Annotated in this window: 21 protein-coding genes; 4 read left to right on the top strand and 17 right to left on the bottom strand. The window is 70.2% G+C overall.

Annotated features, from left to right (window positions below):
• Positions 1-63 precede the first annotated feature (63 nt).
• On the top strand, positions 64-657 hold the full coding sequence (locus IE317_RS42035; protein ID WP_191316937.1) for a TetR/AcrR family transcriptional regulator: 594 nt from the start codon (positions 64-66) through the stop codon (positions 655-657).
• A 1-nt stretch (position 658) separates the two neighbouring features.
• On the opposite strand, the gene murA is transcribed toward IE317_RS42035, so the two are convergent.
• A complete protein-coding gene (murA, locus tag IE317_RS42030; protein WP_191316936.1) occupies positions 659-1,933 on the bottom strand; it encodes a UDP-N-acetylglucosamine 1-carboxyvinyltransferase in 1,275 nt (424 codons plus the stop codon).
• Positions 1,934-1,994: 61 nt separating this feature from the next.
• On the opposite strand from murA, the gene IE317_RS42025 reads away from it, so the two are divergent.
• Positions 1,995-2,570 carry a cob(I)yrinic acid a,c-diamide adenosyltransferase gene (locus IE317_RS42025; protein ID WP_191316935.1) on the top strand — a complete coding sequence of 192 codons (576 nt, stop codon included), beginning with the start codon at positions 1,995-1,997 and terminating at the stop codon, positions 2,568-2,570.
• On the opposite strand, the gene aroA is transcribed toward IE317_RS42025, so the two are convergent.
• From aroA to IE317_RS41955, 14 genes are all read right to left on the bottom strand, one after another.
• Positions 2,567-3,805 carry a 3-phosphoshikimate 1-carboxyvinyltransferase gene (gene aroA, locus IE317_RS42020; RefSeq protein WP_191316934.1) on the bottom strand — a complete coding sequence of 413 codons (1,239 nt, stop codon included), beginning with the start codon at positions 3,803-3,805 and terminating at the stop codon, positions 2,567-2,569. The two genes, IE317_RS42025 and aroA, sit on opposite strands and share 4 nt — an antisense overlap.
• A 9-nt stretch (positions 3,806-3,814) precedes the next feature.
• On the bottom strand, positions 3,815-4,114 hold the full coding sequence (locus IE317_RS42015; protein ID WP_308443429.1) for a putative quinol monooxygenase: 300 nt from the start codon (positions 4,112-4,114) through the stop codon (positions 3,815-3,817).
• 75 nt (positions 4,115-4,189) lie between these two features.
• Positions 4,190-4,624, bottom strand: coding sequence for a DUF2550 domain-containing protein (locus IE317_RS42010; protein WP_191316933.1), 435 nt, complete (start codon positions 4,622-4,624; stop codon positions 4,190-4,192).
• Between the two features lie 25 nt (positions 4,625-4,649).
• On the bottom strand, positions 4,650-5,015 hold the full coding sequence (locus IE317_RS42005) for a F0F1 ATP synthase subunit epsilon (protein ID WP_003102658.1): 366 nt from the start codon (positions 5,013-5,015) through the stop codon (positions 4,650-4,652).
• Between the two features lie 113 nt (positions 5,016-5,128).
• Positions 5,129-6,556: a F0F1 ATP synthase subunit beta gene (gene atpD, locus IE317_RS42000; RefSeq protein ID WP_091317407.1), complete on the bottom strand. Its 1,428-nt coding sequence runs from the start codon at positions 6,554-6,556 to the stop codon at positions 5,129-5,131.
• The gene (locus tag IE317_RS41995) at positions 6,556-7,503 is read right to left on the bottom strand and encodes a F0F1 ATP synthase subunit gamma (protein WP_191316932.1); all 948 of its coding nucleotides are present in this window, start codon (positions 7,501-7,503) and stop codon (positions 6,556-6,558) included. Before IE317_RS41995 ends, atpD begins: the two co-directional genes overlap by 1 nt.
• 11 nt (positions 7,504-7,514) lie before the next feature.
• Positions 7,515-9,155 carry a F0F1 ATP synthase subunit alpha gene (atpA, locus tag IE317_RS41990; protein ID WP_191316931.1) on the bottom strand — a complete coding sequence of 547 codons (1,641 nt, stop codon included), beginning with the start codon at positions 9,153-9,155 and terminating at the stop codon, positions 7,515-7,517.
• A gap of 57 nt (positions 9,156-9,212) precedes the next feature.
• Positions 9,213-10,037, bottom strand: coding sequence for a F0F1 ATP synthase subunit delta (locus IE317_RS41985; RefSeq protein WP_191316930.1), 825 nt, complete (start codon positions 10,035-10,037; stop codon positions 9,213-9,215).
• Positions 10,038-10,043: 6 nt separating this feature from the next.
• Entirely contained in the window at positions 10,044-10,604 is a 561-nt protein-coding gene (locus IE317_RS41980) for a F0F1 ATP synthase subunit B (protein ID WP_191316929.1), read from the bottom strand.
• Between the two features lie 30 nt (positions 10,605-10,634).
• Positions 10,635-10,898: an ATP F0F1 synthase subunit C gene (locus tag IE317_RS41975; protein ID WP_191316928.1), complete on the bottom strand. Its 264-nt coding sequence runs from the start codon at positions 10,896-10,898 to the stop codon at positions 10,635-10,637.
• Between the two features lie 55 nt (positions 10,899-10,953).
• Positions 10,954-11,739 (bottom strand): F0F1 ATP synthase subunit A, encoded by a 786-nt coding sequence (atpB, locus tag IE317_RS41970; protein WP_191316927.1) that lies wholly within the window; start codon positions 11,737-11,739, stop codon positions 10,954-10,956.
• Positions 11,740-12,247: 508 nt separating this feature from the next.
• Complete coding sequence (locus tag IE317_RS41965; RefSeq protein WP_191316926.1) at positions 12,248-12,691, bottom strand: hypothetical protein; 444 nt, start codon at positions 12,689-12,691, stop codon at positions 12,248-12,250.
• A gap of 46 nt (positions 12,692-12,737) precedes the next feature.
• On the bottom strand, positions 12,738-13,895 hold the full coding sequence (locus tag IE317_RS41960) for a glycosyltransferase family 4 protein (RefSeq protein ID WP_191316925.1): 1,158 nt from the start codon (positions 13,893-13,895) through the stop codon (positions 12,738-12,740).
• Positions 13,896-13,969: 74 nt separating this feature from the next.
• Positions 13,970-14,620, bottom strand: a complete 651-nt coding sequence (locus IE317_RS41955) for an L-threonylcarbamoyladenylate synthase (protein WP_191316924.1) — start codon at positions 14,618-14,620, stop codon at positions 13,970-13,972.
• Positions 14,621-15,058: 438 nt separating this feature from the next.
• Here IE317_RS41955 and IE317_RS41950 point away from each other — a divergent pair, with 438 nt between their 5' ends.
• Entirely contained in the window at positions 15,059-17,032 is a 1,974-nt protein-coding gene (locus tag IE317_RS41950) for a M6 family metalloprotease domain-containing protein (protein ID WP_191316923.1), read from the top strand.
• Between the two features lie 387 nt (positions 17,033-17,419).
• Here the strand turns inward: IE317_RS41950 and prmC are convergent, their stop codons facing one another.
• Together prmC and IE317_RS41940 are read right to left on the bottom strand one after the other, a co-directional pair.
• Positions 17,420-18,286 carry a peptide chain release factor N(5)-glutamine methyltransferase gene (gene prmC, locus IE317_RS41945; protein WP_191316922.1) on the bottom strand — a complete coding sequence of 289 codons (867 nt, stop codon included), beginning with the start codon at positions 18,284-18,286 and terminating at the stop codon, positions 17,420-17,422.
• Between the two features lie 96 nt (positions 18,287-18,382).
• Positions 18,383-18,730: a MerR family transcriptional regulator gene (locus tag IE317_RS41940; protein WP_191316948.1), complete on the bottom strand. Its 348-nt coding sequence runs from the start codon at positions 18,728-18,730 to the stop codon at positions 18,383-18,385.
• 55 nt (positions 18,731-18,785) lie between these two features.
• Here IE317_RS41940 and IE317_RS41935 point away from each other — a divergent pair.
• On the top strand, positions 18,786-19,407 hold a 622-nt coding region (locus IE317_RS41935; RefSeq protein ID WP_191316921.1), incomplete at its 3' end, for an LLM class flavin-dependent oxidoreductase.

Raw genomic sequence — 19,407 nt, 5'->3', positions numbered from 1 at the left:
GTCCCGACGTAACCCACCATAGACGGGACGGTACCGTCTCGTCCACCCGTTAGACTGCGATCCATGGCACGCACCCCGACCGGCGCCGCGGTCCTCCAGCCCGAGGTCACCCAGGCGATCACCGACGCCGTCCTGCAGGAACTCGCCGACCAGGGCTACGGCCGGCTGTCGATGGAAGCCGTGGCGAAACGCGCCGGCGTCGGCAAGAGCGCGCTCTACCGGCGGTGGCGTTCGAAGGGCGAAATGGTCGCCGCGGTCGTCACCGAATTCAGCGTGACGCGGGCAGCGGAGGCGGACACCGGCTCACTGCGCGGCGACCTGCGGGAGACGATGCAGGCCCTGATCGACTGGCTGACGCACCCGCTGTTCTCGCGGATCCTGCCGGACCTGGTCGCCGAGGACGCGCGCAACCCGGAGCGCGGCCGCGGCATGCGCGAGAACATCGGCGGACCGCGGCGCGAGGTCGGCGAGGCGATGCTGCGCCGGGCCATCGCCCGCGGCGAACTGCCCGAGGACCTGGACATGGAGATGGCGCTGGACGTGCTGGCCGCGCCGATCTACTGGCGCCTGGTGGTCCGGCAGGCGCCCGCCGAGCCGGACTACGTGGACCGGCTGGTGAAGTACGCCCTGCGCGCACTCGGCGCGCAGGGCGCCTGAATCACTTCCGGTCGGGTTCGCCCGCGACGCGCTTGATGTTCGCGCCCAGGCGGTTCAGGTTCTCGACGAAGTGCGGGTAGCCGCGGTCGATGTGGAAGACGTCCCAGACCTCGGTGACGCCGTCCGCGCACAGGCCGGCCAGCACCAGCCCCGCGCCCGCGCGGATGTCCGAGGCCCAGACCGGCGCGCTCGAGAGCTTCTCGACGCCGCGGACCACCGCGTGGTGGCCGTCCGTGCGGGCGTCACCGGACAGCCGGATCATCTCCTCGATGAACCGGAACCGCGCCTCGTAGACGTTCTCCGTGATCATCGACGTGCCTTCGGACACCGCCGAGAGCGCCACCGCGAACGGCTGCAGGTCGGTCGCGAAGCCGGGGTACGGCAGCGTCACCCAGTCGACCGCCTTCGGGCGCTCCGGCTGGACCACGCGGAAACCCTTGTCGCCGAACGTTTCGACGTCCGCGCCGGCCAGCTGCAGCTTGTTCAGCACCAGGTCGAGGTGGTGCGGGTTGACCCCGCGGACGGTGATGTCGCCGCGGGTCATCGAGGCGGCGAACGCCCAGGTCGCCCCGACGATCCGGTCGCCGATCACGCTGTGCGTCGTCGGGTGCAGCTGCTCCACGCCGTGCACGGTCAGCGTCGACGTCCCGGCGCCTTCGATCTTCGCGCCCATCTCGGTCAGCATCGTGCAGATGTCGACGATTTCCGGCTCGCGCGCGCAGTTGTCGATGACCGTGGTGCCCTCGGCCAGCACGGCCGCCATCAGGATGTTCTCGGTGGCGCCGACGCTCGGGAAGTCCAGCCAGATCTGCGCGCCGACCAGCGTCTCGGCCTTCGCGACGACGCAGCCGTGCTCGATCGTGCTCGTCGCGCCCAGCTTGCGCAGGCCGTTCTGGTGCATGTCCAGCGGGCGCGAGCCGATCGCGTCCCCGCCCGGCAGCGCCACGACGGCCTGCTTCAGCCGGCCGACCAGCGGCCCCAGCACACAGACGGATGCCCGCAGCTTGCCCATGGCCGCCGAGTCCGCGCGGTGCGACAGCTCGGCCGGCGTCGTGATCGTCGCGGTGTCGCCCTCGATGACGACCTCGCAGCCGACGCTCCGCAGCACGTCGCCCATCAGCGGGACGTCGAGGATCTGCGGGCAGTTCGTGATGGTGGTGGTCCCCTCCGCGAGGAGGGCGGCGGCCATCAGCTTCAGCACGCTGTTCTTGGCGCCGACCACGTCGACCTCGCCGACCAGCCGGGCTCCGCCATGCACGTCGAAGTGCTCGCTCATGGCCGCCAATCATGCCCTCTCGCCCGGATTCGGCCCGGGCGGGGGCCGCTATGGTGGGTCCATGGTCGTTCGCATCAACCGCGTGTACACGAAGGTCGGCGACAACGGCACGACCGCGCTCGGCGACGGGTCCCGCGTGCCGAAGACGTCACCGCGGCTGGGCGCGTACGCGGACACCGACGAAACGAACTCGGTGCTGGGACTGGCGATCGCGGTCGGCTCGCTGCCGTCCGAAGTGACGGATGTGCTGCGTACGATCCAGAACGATCTCTTCGACGTCGGCGCGGACCTCTGCCTGCCGATCTCCGACGACCCGCCGTACCCGCCGCTGCGGATCACCGAGAAGTACGTCGAGCGGCTGGAAGGCTGGTGCGACGAGTTCAACGAGCGCCTGCCGAAGCTGACGTCGTTCATCCTGCCGGGCGGCACGCCGGGCGCGGCGTTCCTGCACCAGGCGCGGACGGTGGCGCGCCGGGCCGAGCGGTCGGCCTGGGCCCTGCACGAGGCCGAGCCCGAGGCGACGAACCCGATCGCGGTGAAGTACCTGAACCGGCTGTCGGACCTGCTGTTCATCCTGGCCCGGCTGGCGAACCCGGACGGGGACGTGCTGTGGCAGCCGGGCGGGCAGCCCGCCTAGACCCCCCAGCTCTCCCGCAGGCTCCCCAGCGCCTGGTGGAAGCCGGGGAAGGTCTTCTTCACGCACTCCGGATCGTCCAGGGTCACCCCGTCGACCAGCAAGCCCGTGATGCTGAACGCCATCGCGATCCGGTGGTCGCGGCGGCACGCCACCAGGGTGCCCGTCGGCTGTCCCGGCTGGATCTCGATCCAGTCGCGACCCGTCTCGACGGCGATCCCCATCGCGCGCAGGGTCTCCTCGCACGCGTCGAGGCGGTCGCACTCCTTGATGCGCGTGTTGTAGACGTCCTCGATGCGCACCGGGCCCGAGGCGAACGGCGCGATCGCCGCCAGGGTCGGGACGGTGTCCGAGATGTCGCGCATGTTCACCGTGATGCCGCGCAGGCCGTCCGAGGGGCCCGCGACCGTCACCGAGTCCGGCGACAGCTCCACGTGCGCGCCCATCTCACGCAGGACGTCGGCGAAGCGCACGTCACCCTGGAGGGCGTCCGAACCGAGGCCCGGGATGGTCGCCGTGCGGCCGGTGACCGCCGCCGCGGCCAGGAAGTAGCTCGCCGTCGACGCGTCCGGCTCGACCGGGTACTCGCACGCCTGGTACGGCTGCGCCGGGACCACGAACGTCCGGCCCTCACGGCGGACGTCGACGCCGAAGCGGCGCATCATCTCCAGGGTGATCTCGACGTACGGCACCGACACGAGGTCGGTGACCGTGATCCGCAGCCCCTCCGCGGTCAGCGGGCCGACCAGCAGCAACGCCGTCAGGAACTGCGAAGACAGGCCCGCGTCCAGGGTCAGCTCGCCGCCCTTGATGCCGTTCGCGCGGACCGTGAGGGGATGGTGGCCCGGCTCGCCGCGGAACTCGAGGTCCACGCCCAGCTCCAGCAGGGCGTCGGTCAGCGGGCCGAGCGGGCGGCGGCGCATCTGGTTCGACGCGTCGAAGCGGAAGGTCCCGGTGCCGGCCGCGGCCAGGGCGGGCAGGAACCGGGCCGTCGTGGCGCCGTCCCGGCAGAAGACGTCGGCTTCGGCGACCCCCGGGCCCGACGGGCGGCCCTCGATCGTCCACGCGCCCGGCTGCCGGTCGACGCGGTAACCGAGCTTGGCCAGGCCCTCGGCGAAGCCCTCGGTGTCGTCCGAGTGCAGCGGACGGCCGAGGGTCGTGGTGCCGTGTGCGGCGGCGGCCAGGAACAGGCCGCGAGCGGTGACGGACTTGGAGCCGGGGATCTCGACGAGGGTCACGCAGCGAGTTTAGTGCGGCGAGATCTCGGCCATCGGGCCCCAGTCGGAGGCGTCCTGGACGTTGATGATCCGCGGGTTGTCGCTGAGGTACTCACCCAGCGTCGCCACCGCCGTCTTGAAGTGCTCGGAGCTGACGTGCGCGACCGCCGCGTCCTGTCCCTCAAAGCCCTCGACCAGCACGTACGTGTTCTTGTCGTCGACGCTGCGGGACCATTCGAAGAACTTGTTGCCCGCTTCGGCTCGCGTGCTGCGGGTGAAGTCCCCGACGATGTCGAGCCAGGATTCCGCGTACTCGGCTTCACCGGCCACTTGACCACGATGAGAATCATGGCCTCCACGGTAAGCCCGCGAGGCACGGACGACCGTCTCGGAATGAGACAGCGTTCAGGAAGCGCGCGGGAGGCGGTGTCCGGGTGGGGCGGACTCGAGCCAGGAGAGAAAGCCGGTGAGGGCGCCCGGGCCCATCGCGATCTCGATCGCTTCCTGGGTCTCCGACTCGCAGCGCAGGACCGTCGAGCCCTCGGGCACGGCGTAGGCCTCGGTGCCGGACGGGTCGCGGCGGTCGGCGATCTGCATGCTTTCGCGCTGGAAGACGCGGTCCGCGCCGGTGCGCAGGCTCCACACGCGGTACCAGACGAACTCGTCGCCCTCGTAGCGGCCCAGCCCCAGGTGCCAGCTGGACCGCGGGTTGTCCGGACGCCACCGCAGCGCGACGCTCACGCCACCGCCGCGGCGCATCCGGATCCACCGCTGGCCGTACCAGGCGGCCAGCACCGCGAGCACGATCAGGAGCGCTGCTACGACCAAGGTGATCTTCACGGCCCGGCTCCTGCCCGTCTCGCGCTCAGGCCGACTGACCCGCTGCGCGGAGCTGGGCCGAGGCCCTCGCCCGCTCGGTTTCGTCGTCCCCGGTCAGGGCCGCCTTGGCCGCCTCGACGTCGATCTCGTCGGAGAGCTCGGCGCTCTCGGCGAGGATGCTCACCCCGGTGCCGGTCACGGAGAGGAACCCGCCGTGCACGGCCGCGCAGACCGTCTCACCGTCGGTGGTCGTCACCTTGACCACGCCACCCTCGACCAGCTGCCCGAGCACGGGTTCGTGACCGGCCATGATGCCGATCTCACCCTCGGTGGTCTGGGCCACCACGAAAGTGGCAGTACCCGACCAGAGACGGCGCTCGACGGCCACCAGCTCCACGGACATCTCAGCCACGTGCACTCCTTAACTCGGGGTGTTGCCACCGAGTGTAATAGGTCGGTCCTGAGTTACGAGAACGGCGGGGGTCCGAGTCCACAGTGGACACAACCCCCGCCGTACCCGGAAAATCACTTCTTGGTGATTTCCTTGTACTTCTTCTCGAGGTCCTCGAGGCCACCGATGCCCAGGAACGCCTGCTCCGGGTAGTGGTCGAAGTCACCCTTGGTGATGCGGTCGAACGACTCGATGGTCTCCGACAGCGGCACCGTCGAGCCCGGGATCTGCGTGAACGCCTCGGCGACCAGCATGTTCTGCGACAGGAACCGCTCGATGCGGCGCGCGCGCTGAACGGTCAGCTTGTCCTCTTCCGAGAGCTCGTCCATGCCGAGGATCGCGATGATGTCCTGCAGCTCCTTGTACTTCTGCAGGATCCGGATGACCTCGGAGGCGACCCGGTAGTGGTCCTCACCGACGATGGCCGGGTCGAGGATCGTCGACGTCGACGCCAGCGGGTCCACCGCCGGGAAGATGCCCTTCTGGAACACCGACCGGGAGAGCTCGGTGGTGGCGTCCAGGTGGGCGAACGTCGCGGCCGGGGCCGGGTCGGTGTAGTCGTCCGCGGGGACGTAGATCGCCTGCATCGAGGTGATCGAGCGACCCCGGGTCGAGGTGATCCGCTCCTGCAGCTGCCCCATCTCGTCGGCCAGCGTCGGCTGGTAACCCACGGCGGACGGCATGCGGCCCAGCAGGGTCGACACCTCCGAGCCGGCCTGGGTGAACCGGAAGATGTTGTCGATGAACAGCAGCACGTCCTGGTTCTGGACGTCGCGGAAGTACTCCGCCATGGTCAGCGCGGACAGCGCGACCCGCATGCGGGTGCCCGGCGGCTCGTCCATCTGGCCGAAGATGAGGGCGGTGTCGTTGATGACGCCGTCCTCGCTCATCTCCAGGAAGAGGTCGTTGCCCTCACGGGTGCGCTCGCCGACGCCGGCGAACACCGAGGTACCACCGAAGTTCCGGGCGACGCGGGTGATCATCTCCTTGATGAGCACCGTCTTGCCGACGCCGGCACCGCCGAACAGGCCGATCTTGCCACCCTGCACGTACGGGGTGAGCAGGTCGACGACCTTGAGGCCGGTCTCCAGCATCTCGGTCTTGCCCTCGAGCTGGTCGAAGGACGGGGCGTTGCGGTGGATGCCCCAGCGCTCGAGGTCCTCGCCGTAGCCGGGCTCGTCGAGGCACTCGCCGAGGGCGTTGTAGACGTGGCCCTTGACCTTGTCGCCGACCGGGACCGTGATCGGGCCGCCGGTGTCGGTGACCTCCGCGCCGCGCACCAGGCCGTCCTGCGGCTGCAGGGAGATGGTGCGGACGAGGTTGTCGCCGAGGTGGCTGGCGACCTCGAGGGTCACCGTCTTGCGCAGCTGCTCGAACTCGATCTCGACCTTGAGCGCGTTGAACTGGTCGGGCACGGAACCGCGCGGGAACTCGACGTCGACGACCGGACCGGTCACCGACACGATGCGCCCCTTGGCGCGCGGGGCTTCAGTACTGGTCATCAGTCATCACTTCCTGCTGCGGTAAGCGCGTTCGCGCCACCGACGATTTCGGAGATCTCCTGGGTGATCTGCGCCTGGCGGGCCTGGTTCATCTCCCGCGTCAGGTTGCCGACCAGCTCGTTCGCGTTGTCCGACGCGGCCTTCATCGCGGTCCGGCGGGCGGCCAGTTCGGACGCCGCGGACTCGAGCATGGCCGCGTAGAGGCGCGTGTTGATGTACTTCGGCAGGAGGGCGTCCAGCAGCTTGTCGGCACTCGGCTCGAACTCGTAGCTGGGGAGCAGCTCGCCGGGCTCCGGCTTCCGCTCCTCGCCCTCCTCCGTGTACTCGACCTCGAGCGGCGCGACGCGCTTGGCCGTCGGCCGCTGCGTCAGCATCGACACGAACTCGGTGTAGACGATGTGGATCTCGTCGACACCCGTGACGCCGTCGGCGTTGCCGTCCGCGTCGTCCGCGCCGCGCATGAACGACTCCACCAGCGCTTCGCCCACGCTGACCGCGTTGGCGTAAGCCGGCTGGTCGGAGAAGCCCGTCCAGCTGTTGACGACCGGACGACCGCGGAACCGGTAGTAGTTCAGCCCCTTGTTGCCGGTGACGTAGACCTCCGGCTCCTTGCCCTCCTCGCGGAGCAGGGCGAGCAGCTCTTCGGTCGCGCGCAGCACGTTGGAGTTGTACCCACCGGCCTGGCCCTTGTCACTGGTCACGACCAGGACGGCGGCCCGCTTCGGGTTCGGGCGCTCGACCAGCATCGGGTGGTCGAGGTTGGTCGCCGCACCGGCCAGCGCCGAGAGCACCTTGGTGATCTCGTCCGCGTACGGCCGGGAGGCGGCGACCTTCGCCCGCGCCTTGGTGATGCGCGCGGTGGCGATGAGCTCCATCGCCTTGGTGATCTTGCCGATCGACTTGGTCGCCTTGATGCGCGACCGGAGTTCCCGGAGTTGTGCGGCCATGAGCTACCAGCTCACTTCTTCGGGGCGGGCTTGTTGACCTTGACGGTCTCGTGCCCGACCTTGTCGGCGTCCATCGCGTCGGCGTCCGCCTCGACCAGGGGCTTGCCCTCGGAGGTGGTGAACTCCTTCTTGAACTCGTTCACCGCGGCGACCAGCTTGTCGGCCGTCTCGTCCTCGAACTTCCCGGAGTCGCGGATCGCGGCCAGGATGTCGTCGTGCTTGCGGCGGGCCGACTCGAGGAACTCGTGGTTGAAGCGGCGGACGTCCTCGGTCGGGACCGAGTCGTAGTGGCCGTTCGTGCCCAGCCACACCGTGCAGACCTGCTCCTCGACCGGGATCGGCGAGTACTGCGGCTGCTTGAGCACCTCGTACAGCCGGGCACCGCGCTCGAGCTGCGCCTTCGACGCGTCGTCGAGGTCCGAGGCGAAGGCCGCGAAGGCCTCCAGCTCGCGGTACTGCGACAGGTCGATCCGGAGCGAACCGGAGACCGACTTCATCGCCTTGACCTGCGCGGCACCACCCACGCGGGAGACCGAGATACCCACGTCAATGGCCGGGCGCTGGCCGGCGTTGAACAGGTCCGACTGGAAGAAGCACTGGCCGTCGGTGATCGAGATGACGTTCGTCGGGATGTAGGCCGACACGTCGTTCGCCTTGGTCTCGATGATCGGGAGACCGGTCAGCGAGCCGGCGCCCAGCTCGTCCGACAGCTTCGCGCACCGCTCCAGCAAGCGGGAGTGCAAGTAGAAGACGTCGCCGGGGAACGCCTCGCGGCCCGGCGGGCGGCGCAGCAGCAGCGAGATCGCGCGGTAGGCGTCAGCCTGCTTGGTCAGGTCGTCGAACACGATGAGGACGTGCTTGCCCTCGTACATCCAGTGCTGGCCGATGGCCGAGCCGGTGTACGGGGCGATCCACTTGAAGCCGGCGGAGTCCGAAGCCGGGGCGGCGACGATGGTGGTGTACTCCATCGCGCCCGAGTCCTCGAGGGACTTCTTGACCGCGGCGATCGTGGAGCCCTTCTGGCCGACCGCGACGTAGATGCAGCGGACCTGCTTCTTCGGGTCGCCGGTCTCCCAGTTGGCCTTCTGGTTGATGATCGTGTCCACGGCGACGGCGGTCTTGCCCGTCTTGCGGTCACCGATGATCAGCTGGCGCTGGCCGCGGCCGATCGGGGTCATCGCGTCGATGGCGGTGATACCGGTCTGCAGCGGCTCCGACACCGGCTGGCGCTCGACCACCGAGGCGGCCTTCAGCTCCAGCGCGCGGCGCTCGGTGGTCTCGATGTCGCCGAGGCCGTCGATCGCCTGGCCCAGCGGGTTGACGACGCGGCCGAGGTAGCCGTCGCCGACCGGCACCGACAGGACCTGGCCGGTCCGCTTGACCTGCTGGCCCTCTTCGATGCTTTCGAAGTCACCGAGGATCGCGGCACCGATGGAGCGCGCGTCCAGGTTCAGTGCGACGCCCAGGACGCCGCCGGGGAACTCGAGCAGCTCGTTGGCCATGGCCGAGGGCAGGCCCTCGACGTGGGCGATGCCGTCACCGGCGTCCACCACGGTGCCAACTTCTTCCCGGCTCACGTCCGGGGCGTAACTCGAGACGTAGTTCTCGATCGCGCTACGGATCTCATCCGAGGAGATCGTCAGCTCGGCCATGTCTTTCCCGCTCTCGCTTCGTTCTTGCCAGTATGCAAAGTCTTGTGTGACCTGGGGCTATGCCCGGGCCAGCCGCCTGCGCAACGCCGCGAGCTGCCCCGCCGCGCTCCCGTCGATGACCTCGTCGCCGACGCGGACGACGAGCCCGCCGCCGAGCCGCGGGTCGACCTCGACGTGCAGCGCGATCGGCCGCCCGTAGAGGGCGTCGAGCTTCGCGCCCAGCTGGGCGATCTGCTCGTCGGTCAGGGCGTTCGCGCTGGTCACGTAGGCGACCGAGCGCTCACGCCGCTCCGCGGCCAGCTTGACCAGCTTGTCGAGCCCGATGCCGACGCCGCGGCCCTTGGCCCGGCGGACGACCTGCTCGACGAGGGTCTCGGTGACCACGTCCACCTTGTCGGCGAACAGGCCGCGCACCAGCGTGCGCTTCGCGTCGACGGAACCGGTCAGGTCCGAGAGCGCCTTTTCGAGCTCGGGGTGGTTGGCCACGACCCGCGCGACCTGGAAGAGCTGGGACTCGACGGTGTCGACGTTCCCGGTCTTCTCCGCCGAGGTGAGCAGGGCCGAGCGACCGAGCGACTCGAGGCCGTCGGTCAGCTCGCGGGGGCTGGACCAGCGGCTGCCCGCCACGGTGTCGAGCACCTTCAGGGCCGGTTCGGACAGCTTGCCGTCGAACAGCCGGCGCACCAGCGCGGTGCGCGCCTCCGACGTCGCCGAAGCGTCGCTCACTGCCCGGCGCAGGCCGATTTCCCGGTCCAGCAGGTCGACGACCGAGAGCAGCTCGTCGCCGACCGTGGCCGCGTCGGCTCCCGCGTCGGCCAGAACCTCGCCGAGGCGTTCCTCGGCGAGGCCGAGCGCTTCACGGCTCGCAGCATGCAGCGTCATCTCTGGTTACTTCCCCGCTCCGTTGGAGGCACCGGCGGTCTCCAGCTCCGCGAGGAACCGGTCGACGGTGCCGCGGCGGCGCGCCTCGTCCTCGAGCGACTCGCCGACGATGCGGCTGGCCAGCTCGACGGCGTTGCGGCCCATGTCGGCCCGCAGCTCCGCGATGATCTGCGCCTTCTGGGCCTGCAGCTGGGCCTGCCCCTGGGCGACGATGCGCTGGGACTCGGCCTCCGCCTCGGCACGCAGCTCCGCCTTGATCTGCTCGGCTTCGAGCCGGGCGTCGTCGCGGATCTTCGCGGCTTCGGCACGGGCCTCCTGCAGCTGGGCCTTGTACTTGGCCAGCGCCTCTTCGGCCTCGGCCTGGGCCCGCTCGGCCTTCTCGATGCCTCCCTCGATCTTCTGCGCACGCTCTTCGTACGCGGCCTCGAAGCGAGGGACGACGTACTTCTTGAGGATGAACAGCAGGATCAGGAAGGCGACGATGCCGAGGATCAGCTCCGAAATGTCCGGGATGATCGGGTTGTGAACTTCGCCCTCGGCAGCGAGGATCAAAGCACTCTTCAGCACGGCGTCTCCTTAAAGCGATGAGCCGAGGACTCAGGCGCCGGCAGCGGAGGCGATGAAGTAGATGACGATGCCGATCAGGGCGAGCACCTCGGTCAGAACGAAGGTCGAGAAGCCGATGCCCTGCAGCTTGCCCTGCGCCTCCGGCTGGCGGGCGGTGCCGTTGATGACGGCGGCGAAGATCAGACCCACACCGATGCCCGGGCCGATCGCGCCCAGGCCGTAACCGATGGCGGCGAGGCCGGGGTTGATGTTGACAGCCTGCTCGGCGGCCTGGGCCAGAACGATGTTGCTCACGTGCATTTCCCTTCACTTCGGTCCACGCGCTCGCGTGGATCGGGGGCTTGTGTTCTCAGTGCTCCGACGCCAGCGCGGCGCCGATGTACCCGGCCGACAGCAGGGCGAAGATGTAGGCCTGCAGCACCTGGATGAAGGCCTCGAGGAACGTCATCCCGATGGCGAAGATCCACGCCACCAGGGAAACCGGCTTCAGCGCCCAGCCCGAGGTCTCGGTCAGCAGGAAGGTGCCGCCGAGGGTGAACACCGCCAGGATCAGGTGACCCGCGAACATGGCGGCGAACACACGGATGGCGAGCGTGAGCGGGTTGAGGAAGAACTTCTCCGCGAACTCGATCAGTGCGAAGAGCGGCAGCACCGGCCCCGGCACGCCCGGCGGCGCGAGTTCCTTTTTGAAGTACCCCTTGAAACCGTGCCGCTTGAACCCGACGAAGTGGTACACCGGGTAGACGACGAGCACCGACAGGGCGACCGGGAAGCCGAAGCGCGCCATCGTCGGGAACTGCAGCAGCGGGATGATCCCGTAGAGGTTGTTCACCAGTACGAAGGTGAACAATGCGAAAACGAGCGGCACGAACGGCTTGAAGTCTTTCGAGCCGATCTGCTCGCGCGCGATGTTGTTGCGGCTGAAGTCGTAGATCGACTCCGCGATGAACTGTCCCTTGCCCGGCACGACCTGCAGCTTGCGGGTGGCCAGCAGGAAGTACGTCGCGATGATGACAACCGAAAGCACGACGAGCAGCATCGGCTTGGTGACATTGCCGAACAGCGCCGGCAACTCGAAGCTTTCGGCGCCGGGCGGCGCGAACGTCGCACCCTCGGCCAATACCAGCGCGCCCACTGGGCTCCTTCCGGTTCTCCCGGCCGGCGTTCACTCCGCCGGGGGAATCGTCACGATCTGGACTTAACGTACCCGATACGTATCGGGACGCCGGAGGCGGCTACCCCACGGTTCGCAGAACACGGCTTCACGTTCTGCACACGGGGTTGTCTCGCGTGAACACTGCCCTGCGGTCTACTTCGGACCAGCGGCAAACGGCGGAACTACACGGTCGCCACACTGCTGATCGCGGTTCGTCTCAGGAAGCGCGCGGCCGAGGCCGCCACCCTTGACGCGGACCATACCAGCAGGTCAATCCGTGCCGGACAGGCGTACTCCTAACCAACCGATCAGCCCAGGACTTAGGTCCCGGGTCGTCCCGGGACCCAGGTCCGGTGCGGGCCGGGACCGGGTCCGGATCACCGCAGGCGAGGGGTCCCGGTCACTGTGCGCAGCAGCGCACGGAAGCGCACTTTGTGGCGCCGGTCACACTCAAGCGGCCGCAGGCGGGTGCACGAAGAGTGACAGGTCAGGACGGGATGATCGTCGGGATCTTCGTCTTGCGGAAGGCGGCGAACTCGGCCGCGGCGGCGAGCAGGATGGCCACGATCATCGTGATGCCGAGCGACATCGGGTGCAGCGCGGTGACGCCCTTCAGCAGCGTCAGCGCGGCGAAGAGCAGGACGACCTTCACGACGTACCCGCCGAGCGCGATGACCATGACGAACATCGGGTCCTGGCCGGCGCTGAACCTCATCAAGCCCAGCGTCGACAGCGAAGCCAGCAGCGCCAGCACCCCGCCGACGAGCGAGCCCAGGAAGCCGGGCAGGCCGTTGAGGATGCTGAACAACGCGATGCAGACGAGCACCGCGGGCGGGGTCACCAGCAGCGAGGCCTTCGTCATCGCGCGGGCGGCCTGCAGCACCACCTTGGCGTGCGGGTTCTCCTGCTCGTGCGTTTCGGCTTCGCTCACACTGGCTCCCTGCTCGGTTGACCCCGAGTGTAGAGAACCCCGCGGGTCACGTTCCGGGCTGGTTGCGCGAGCGCAGCCGCGGGACGATCGAGACGACCACCGCGAAGACCAGCCCGATCCCGATGATCCACAGCGCCGCGGCGTCGTCGAACAGCGTCACCGACACCGCGCCGAAGGCGAGGATCCCGGCCCACAGGTAGATCAGCAGGACCGCGCGGCGCTGGGAGTGGCCGATCTCCAGCAGGCGGTGGTGCAGGTGCATCTTGTCGGCCGCGAACGGGCTTTCGCCGCGGCGGGTGCGCCGGACGACCGCCATGATCAGGTCCAGCATCGGCACGAACAGCACCGCGGCCACCACCACCAGCGGCGAGAGCAGCGCGATCGCGTCCTTGCCGCTGAACTGCGGGTACGGCACGCGCCCGGACGCCGACGTCGTCGCGCCGGCGAGCATCAGGCCGATCATCATCGAGCCGGAGTCGCCCATGAAGATCTTCGCGGGCTGGAAGTTGTACGGCAGGAAACCCAGACAGGCACCGGCGAGCGTGGCCGCGATCAGCGCGGGCGGGTAGGTGCCGACGTCGCCGCCGGAGCTGTCGAGCAGGCCGAGGGAGAAGGCGCAGGTGGCGGCGGCCGCGATGAAGCCCAGCCCGCCGGCCAGCCCGTCGAGGCCGTCGACGAAGTTCATCGCGTTGACCATGACCACGACCATCACGACGGTGAGCAGCGCGCCCTGGTTCTTGTCGAGCACCAGCACCGAGCCGAACGAGCCGCCGGTGCCGCCCCACGGCACCCAGAACGACACCCACTGCACGCCGAAGATGACCAGGATCCCGGCGCACATCACCTGGCCGGCCAGCTTCGTCCAGGCGTCCAGCTCGAACCGGTCGTCGAGCGCGCCGATCAGGGAGATGACACCGGCGGCCAGCAGCACGCCGACCGAGTCGAACGAGGCGTCGAAACCGTGGGACAGCGCCGGCAGCTGGTGGGCCAGGCCCATCGCGCCGGCGACGCCGAGGTAGATGCCGACCCCGCCCATCCGCGGGATCGGGGCCACGTGGACGTCGCGGGCGCGAGGGTTGGCGATCGCGCCGACGCGGATCGCGACCCGGCGGACGACACCGGTGAGCAGGTAGGTCACGGCCGTCGCGGTCAGCGCGACGAGGATGTATTCCCGGATGGGGAGGAGACCGGATGTGGGCGGCACGGGGACGTCACGCTCGCGGGGTCGGGGTCACCCGCGACACGGTATCGTGCCGCGTTTTCCGCCGTGATCCGGCTTCAGGCCAAGGATTCCGCGGGCACACCGAGCACCTCCGCGACCGCCGTCTTCGCGACCGAGCCCTCGCGGAGGACCACCGGTTCGGTGCCGGTGAGGTCCACGATGGTCGACGCGACGGGCTCGCCGCTCGACCCGCCGTCGAGGTACACCGCGACCGAGTCGCCGAGCTGCTCCTGCGCTTCCTGCGCGGTGCTGGCGGGCGGGCGGCCGGAGACGTTCGCGCTCGAGACGGCCATCGGCCCGACGTCGCGCAGCAGCTCGAGGGCCACGGGGTGCAGCGGCATCCGGAGCATGACGGTGCCGCGGGCGTCGCCGAGGTTCCACTGCAGGCTCGGCGCGTGCGGTAGCACGATGGACAGGTCGCCGGGCCAGAAGGCTTCGATGAGCGCCCGCGCCTGCGGCGGCACCCCGAGCACCAGGCCGTCCACAGTGGACCACGAGCCGACGAGCACGCCGACCGGCATGTCCGGGCCGCGGTTCTTGGCGCGCAGCAGCGCCTGGACGGCACCGGCGTCGAAGGCGTCGGCACCGATCCCGTAGACGGTGTCGGTCGGCAGGACGACCAGCCTGCTCGACCGCACGGCACCCGCGGCCGCCGCCAGCCCGTCGGCCCGGGTCTCCCGCTTGCTGCAGTCGTAGACCACGCTCATGGGGGGCAAGCGTAGTCCCGGCGATCGGGGGGACGTTCGTGTGGTGGGCGCGGTGGCCGGCGCGGTTCGGCGGGCGCGGGCGTCGGGGCGGGGCGCGGGTGGTGGGCGCGGTTCGGCGGGCACGGGCGTCGTGGGCGGTGGCCCGCGCGGCTCGGCGGGCGCGGGCGTCGGGGCGGGGCGGGTTCGGCCGCCTGGCGCCTTGGGGGCGCCCCCCGAATTCCACGCTACCGGCGACCACCGACAGTTCCCGGCGCTCCCGGCGCGCGCGGCCGGACTTGCCCACAACCCCGGCGAGGTTGCGCCCCTGACAACCGGCCAGACTTTCGTCGTGGGGCAAGCGGGTAACCTCGCCGCGAGGCAGAACCACGACAGCCGGGCTCAATACGGTCGATCTTCGGGAACCACCACCCCCGTGGGTTCCCAGCGAAGGAGCCGCACATGCGCCCCAGAACCCCGAAAGCGCTCGCCCTGCTCGCCGCCGTCGCCGTCATGGGCGGGCTCGGCACCGGCACCGCGGCGGCCGAGCCGCTGACCCGTGGCTGGCCCGCCCCGATCGACGCCGCGCACTGGGAGAACCAGGACCACATGACCTGGTCCGACTACCGCAAGGTCCCCGGCACGAACTGGGCCGACCCCACCCTCAAACCCACCCAGCGCACCTTCAAGGGCGCCGTCGTCCTCGCCGACTACCCGGACCAGGACTTCGTCGTCACGCAGCCCGCGCGCTCGACCGTCTTCGGCAACCCCGCGCCCACCGCCGCGGGCATCCCGCGGACCGGCGTCGCGCAGTACTACCAGGACTTCCTCAACAAACCCGAAGCCCTCAACAACGGCCACACGATCAACGAATACTGGATGGAGGACTCCGGCGGCCGGTTCGGCGTGCAGCTGACCGCGTTCGGGCCGTACCGGATGCCCGGGAAGTCCTACGAGTACGGCATGGAGTTCCAGCCGAGCGCGTGCCCGCCCGGCGCGAACTGCTCCCGCGACCTCCGCAAGGACGCCGGGGACGCCTGGCGCGCCGACGTCGGCGACACCGCGAACCAGTTCGACTTCGTCTTCTACCTCTCCGCCGGCCAGGACGAGAGCTCGACCTGGCAGGAGTTCGGCGAGATGAAGTTCGGGACGAAGGAGAACGTGCCCGACAGCTTCGGCCCACCGAACCACGACCTGCCCAACTACGCGGCCACCCGGTACGTGCCGTGGACGTCGTGGGCGTCGGCGGCCAGCATCTGGCCGAACGCCCAGGACGGCAGCTCGGTGCAGGCCGAAAGCTCCGGCCAGTCGACCTACGCGCACGAGTTCAGCCACATCCTGGGCATCGGCGACAACTACAACAACCCGTTCGGGAACCCGCCGTCGCGCTCCTACAGCGGACCGTGGGACATGCTGTCGCGCGGCACGTTCAACGGACCCGGCGGCCCGCACACGCGCTGGCAGATCCCGGCGACGCAGGGCAGCTCGATGGGCGCCCAGCACCAGCTGCGCAACAAGCTGAAGCTCGGCATCGTCGACCCGGCGGACGTCCTGCAGCTCGACCGCAACGAACTGGCCTCGACCGGCCCGGTGTCGGTGCGGTTGACCGCCCGCGAGACCGAAGCGCAGCCGGGCGCGTTCACCGGCCTGAACATCAAGCTCACCGGCGGGGACAAGGCACCGAAGTGCGACCGGTCGACGGACCCGTTCTGCGACGGCGGCGGCTACGACAACTACACGGTCGAGGTCGTCGACCGGATGGGCGCGGACTCGTTCGCCCCGGACTCCGGCGTCATGATCACCAAGACGAAGAACAAGGACAACGCGCCCTTCGACTGGGTGATCGACGCTAACCCGCAGGACATCGGCATCACCGACTACACGAAGCCGGACGGGACGCCGGTGAAGATCACCATCGGTGACTACCGCCAGCTCAACGACGCCCTGTTCAAGGCGGGCACCGAAGCGGCGAGCCCGTACGAGTACACCGACGAGGCGAACCGGCTGCGGTTCCTGATCACGGACCTGGCCCGCGACCGCCGCGGGATCCTGTCGTACACGGTGACGGTGGCCTCCCTGGACGGCGCGGGCAGCCAGGCCCGCGGGGCGGCGCTGACCCCGGCCCTCCCGGCCATCGCCCGCGGCGGCCTGGCGACGTGCGAATTCGGCCTGCTCAACACCGGCTCGGCCCGTGGTGCGAAGGCCCCGTACGACAGCGACACCTACCGGCTGAGCGTGTCGACGGACGCCCGCGGGTGGGAGGTCCGCCTGCCGAACGAGCTGGCGACGGCCAAGTTCGGCGGGCACGTGAAGGTGCCCGCGTACGCGAAGCGCGGCCAGGGCGGTGACCTCGCGGCCAGGGTGAAGCTGACGGCGACCTCGGTGAGCGACCCGTCGAAGACGGCGACAGCCAGCTGCACGGCGTTCGGGTTCTGAGCGCCCTGCGGCTTTCGCGGGCCAGGTGAAACGTCTTGAATGACTCATTCATGACCTCGGAGGTCATGAATGAGTCATTCAAGACGGCTGGCGAGCGGGTCGGGTGTTGTGGACAACTTCGGCTGCGCGCGGTGAGAGGGCCGGAAACTGTCGGTGGTCGCCGGTAGCGTGGAAGACGGGGGGCGCCCCCGCGGGCGGCAGCCGGGTCGGCGAGCACCCGCTCCCCCGCCTGCAGGTCGCGCGCCCCATGCGGTCGGTCGCGGCGGCCGTGATCTCGACCGGGGCCCCGCCTCGAAAGCCCCCGGCCGGCCGCTTCCGTCCGCGCGATGCTGACCGGCTCGAGGCCGTCGTGAAGAACAATCCGGCCCGGACGACCTCGGGCGCCGCTCAGCCCAGCCGGCGGGCCGTGACGAAGCGGGCGCGGCCGGTCAGGTCCGCGTGGTCCTCCACGCCCGTCAGCACCCGGCGGGCCCGGACCAGGGCCGGAACCGCCGAACCGTGCGTGTCGTCGTGCTCGATGGCCAGCCCGCCCCCGGGACGCAGCAGCCGGGCGCCCGCCGCGATCGCGTGGCGGATCACCGCCAGGCCGCTCTCCTCCGCGAACACCGCGCGCGGCGGGTCGTGCTCCGCGACCTCGGGCGGCACCGGGGTGCCCTCCGGGACGTACGGCGGGTTGCACAGCACCAGGTCGACCAGGCCGTCGAGCTCGGCGAACATCGTCGGGTCGCCGATGTCGCCCGAGTACAACCGGATCGGGGTGTTGCCCGCGTCGGCGTGGACGTCGGCGTTGTGGCGGGCCCAGGCCAGCGCCTGGGGGTCGATGTCCACCGCGTAGACCACCGCGTCCGGGCGGGCGTGGGCCACCGCCAGCGCCAGCGCGCCCGATCCCGTGCACAGGTCCACCACCACCGGGAACTCCCGGCCCTGCAGGAACTTGACCCCCCACTCGAGCAGCAGCTCGGTCTCCGGCCGCGGGACGAACACGCCGGCGCCGACCGCGACCGTGATGTCCCCCAGCGCGGCCCAGCCGGTGAGGTACTGCAGGGGGATGCGCTTGGCGCGCTGCTGGACGAGCTGGCCGATGGCCTCGATGACCGGCGGGTCGACCAGCGGCACCATCGGCAGCCGGCCGCGTTCGACCCCGAGCACGTGCGCGGCGATCACCTCGGCGTCGAACCGCGGCGAGGCGACGCCCGCGCGCTCGAGGATCCGGGTGGCCTCGATGATGGCCAGGCGCAGCGGCTGCCGATTCACTCGTCGTCCTTCACCTCGTCGAGCCTGGCACACCAGGCGGAACTCCCCCGTGAGGACACGCGCCGGTCCTACGCCGTCCAGCGTATCGAGGAACCCTCACCGATCGGCCGACAAGTACCCCGCCAGCACGGCCCGGTGCCGCTGCAGCGCCCCGATCCGGTCGTCCATCGCCGCCAGCTCGCGGTGCAGCACGCCGGCCAGTTCCGGGCACAGGTCCAGGCGGGCTTCCTCGCCCCGCGCGCACTGCAGCGCCGAGGCGATGACCTCGGTGGTCAGCCCGGCCGCGAGCAGCCGCCGGATCTGCCGGACGCGGACGAGGTCGTCCTCGTCGAAGGACCGGTACCCGTTGGCGTCGCGGGACGGCGTGAGCAGGCCCTGTTCCCCGTAGTAGCGCAGCAGCCGCGTGCTGACGCCGGTGCGTTCCGCGAGCTCGCCGATCCGCATGTTCACCCCCGCGAGGTTGACCTTCACACCGATGTGAATGCCTAACGTCGCCGGCATGAGCGAACATTTCCTGGAAGCCGTGCTGCCGAACGAGCAGCCGGACCTCGACCCCGCCCGGCCCGCCGAGCTGGCCCGGCTCGCCGAAGACCTCGGCTACCGCGCCGCCTGGCTGCCCGACCACCTGCTGCCGCCCAGCCCGTACGGCGAGGTGTTCGGCGGCGTGTACGAGCCGCTGGTCACCCTCGCCCACATCGCCGCCCGGACCAGCCGGATCCGGCTCGGGACGTCGGTGCTGATCGTGCCGCTGCGGGAGCCGTTCGCGCTGGCCAAGCAGGTCGCCACGCTCGACCGGCTGTCCGGCCACCGGTTTGACCTCGGCATCGGCACCGGCTGGAACGAGCCGGAGTTCGCCGAGGTCGGCGCCGACTTCGGTACTCGGGGCAAGCGGACCGACACGACCCTCGACCTGCTCGCCGACCTGTTCCGCACCGGCCGCGGGCCCGGCGGCGGGTACTTCGAGCCGCGCCCCGCCGGCCCGGTGCCGGTCACCGTCGGGGGCAACTCGGTGGCCGCGCTGCGGCGCGCGGCCCGGATCGGCACGAGCTGGCAGAGCGCCGGCCTGCCCCCGGCCGAGTTCGGCGAGCGGGTCGCGACCCTGCGGCAGCTGGCCGGCGGGC

Origin of the sequence: Amycolatopsis bullii (genome assembly GCF_014654205.1) — a bacterium.
GTDB classification, from domain to species: Bacteria; Actinomycetota; Actinomycetes; order Mycobacteriales; family Pseudonocardiaceae; genus Amycolatopsis; species Amycolatopsis plumensis.
The sequence above is the reverse complement of the archived record's forward strand: the minus strand, read 5'-3'. Positions and strand labels throughout refer to the sequence as shown.

Bases quoted from the DNA above. Each gene is read 5' to 3' on its own strand.
- IE317_RS42035 (WP_191316937.1), top strand. From the start codon at position 64: ATGGCACGCACCCCGACCGGCGCCGCGGTCCTCCAGCCCGAGGTCACC.
- murA (WP_191316936.1), bottom strand. From the start codon at position 1,933: ATGAGCGAGCACTTCGACGTGCATGGCGGAGCCCGGCTGGTCGGCGAG.
- IE317_RS42025 (WP_191316935.1), top strand. From the start codon at position 1,995: ATGGTCGTTCGCATCAACCGCGTGTACACGAAGGTCGGCGACAACGGC.
- atpD (WP_091317407.1), bottom strand. From the start codon at position 6,556: ATGACCAGTACTGAAGCCCCGCGCGCCAAGGGGCGCATCGTGTCGGTG.
- IE317_RS41995 (WP_191316932.1), bottom strand. From the start codon at position 7,503: ATGGCCGCACAACTCCGGGAACTCCGGTCGCGCATCAAGGCGACCAAG.
- atpA (WP_191316931.1), bottom strand. From the start codon at position 9,155: ATGGCCGAGCTGACGATCTCCTCGGATGAGATCCGTAGCGCGATCGAG.
- IE317_RS41985 (WP_191316930.1), bottom strand. From the start codon at position 10,037: ATGACGCTGCATGCTGCGAGCCGTGAAGCGCTCGGCCTCGCCGAGGAA.
- IE317_RS41955 (WP_191316924.1), bottom strand. From the start codon at position 14,620: ATGAGCGTGGTCTACGACTGCAGCAAGCGGGAGACCCGGGCCGACGGG.
- IE317_RS41950 (WP_191316923.1), top strand. From the start codon at position 15,059: ATGCGCCCCAGAACCCCGAAAGCGCTCGCCCTGCTCGCCGCCGTCGCC.
- IE317_RS41940 (WP_191316948.1), bottom strand. From the start codon at position 18,730: ATGCGGATCGGCGAGCTCGCGGAACGCACCGGCGTCAGCACGCGGCTG.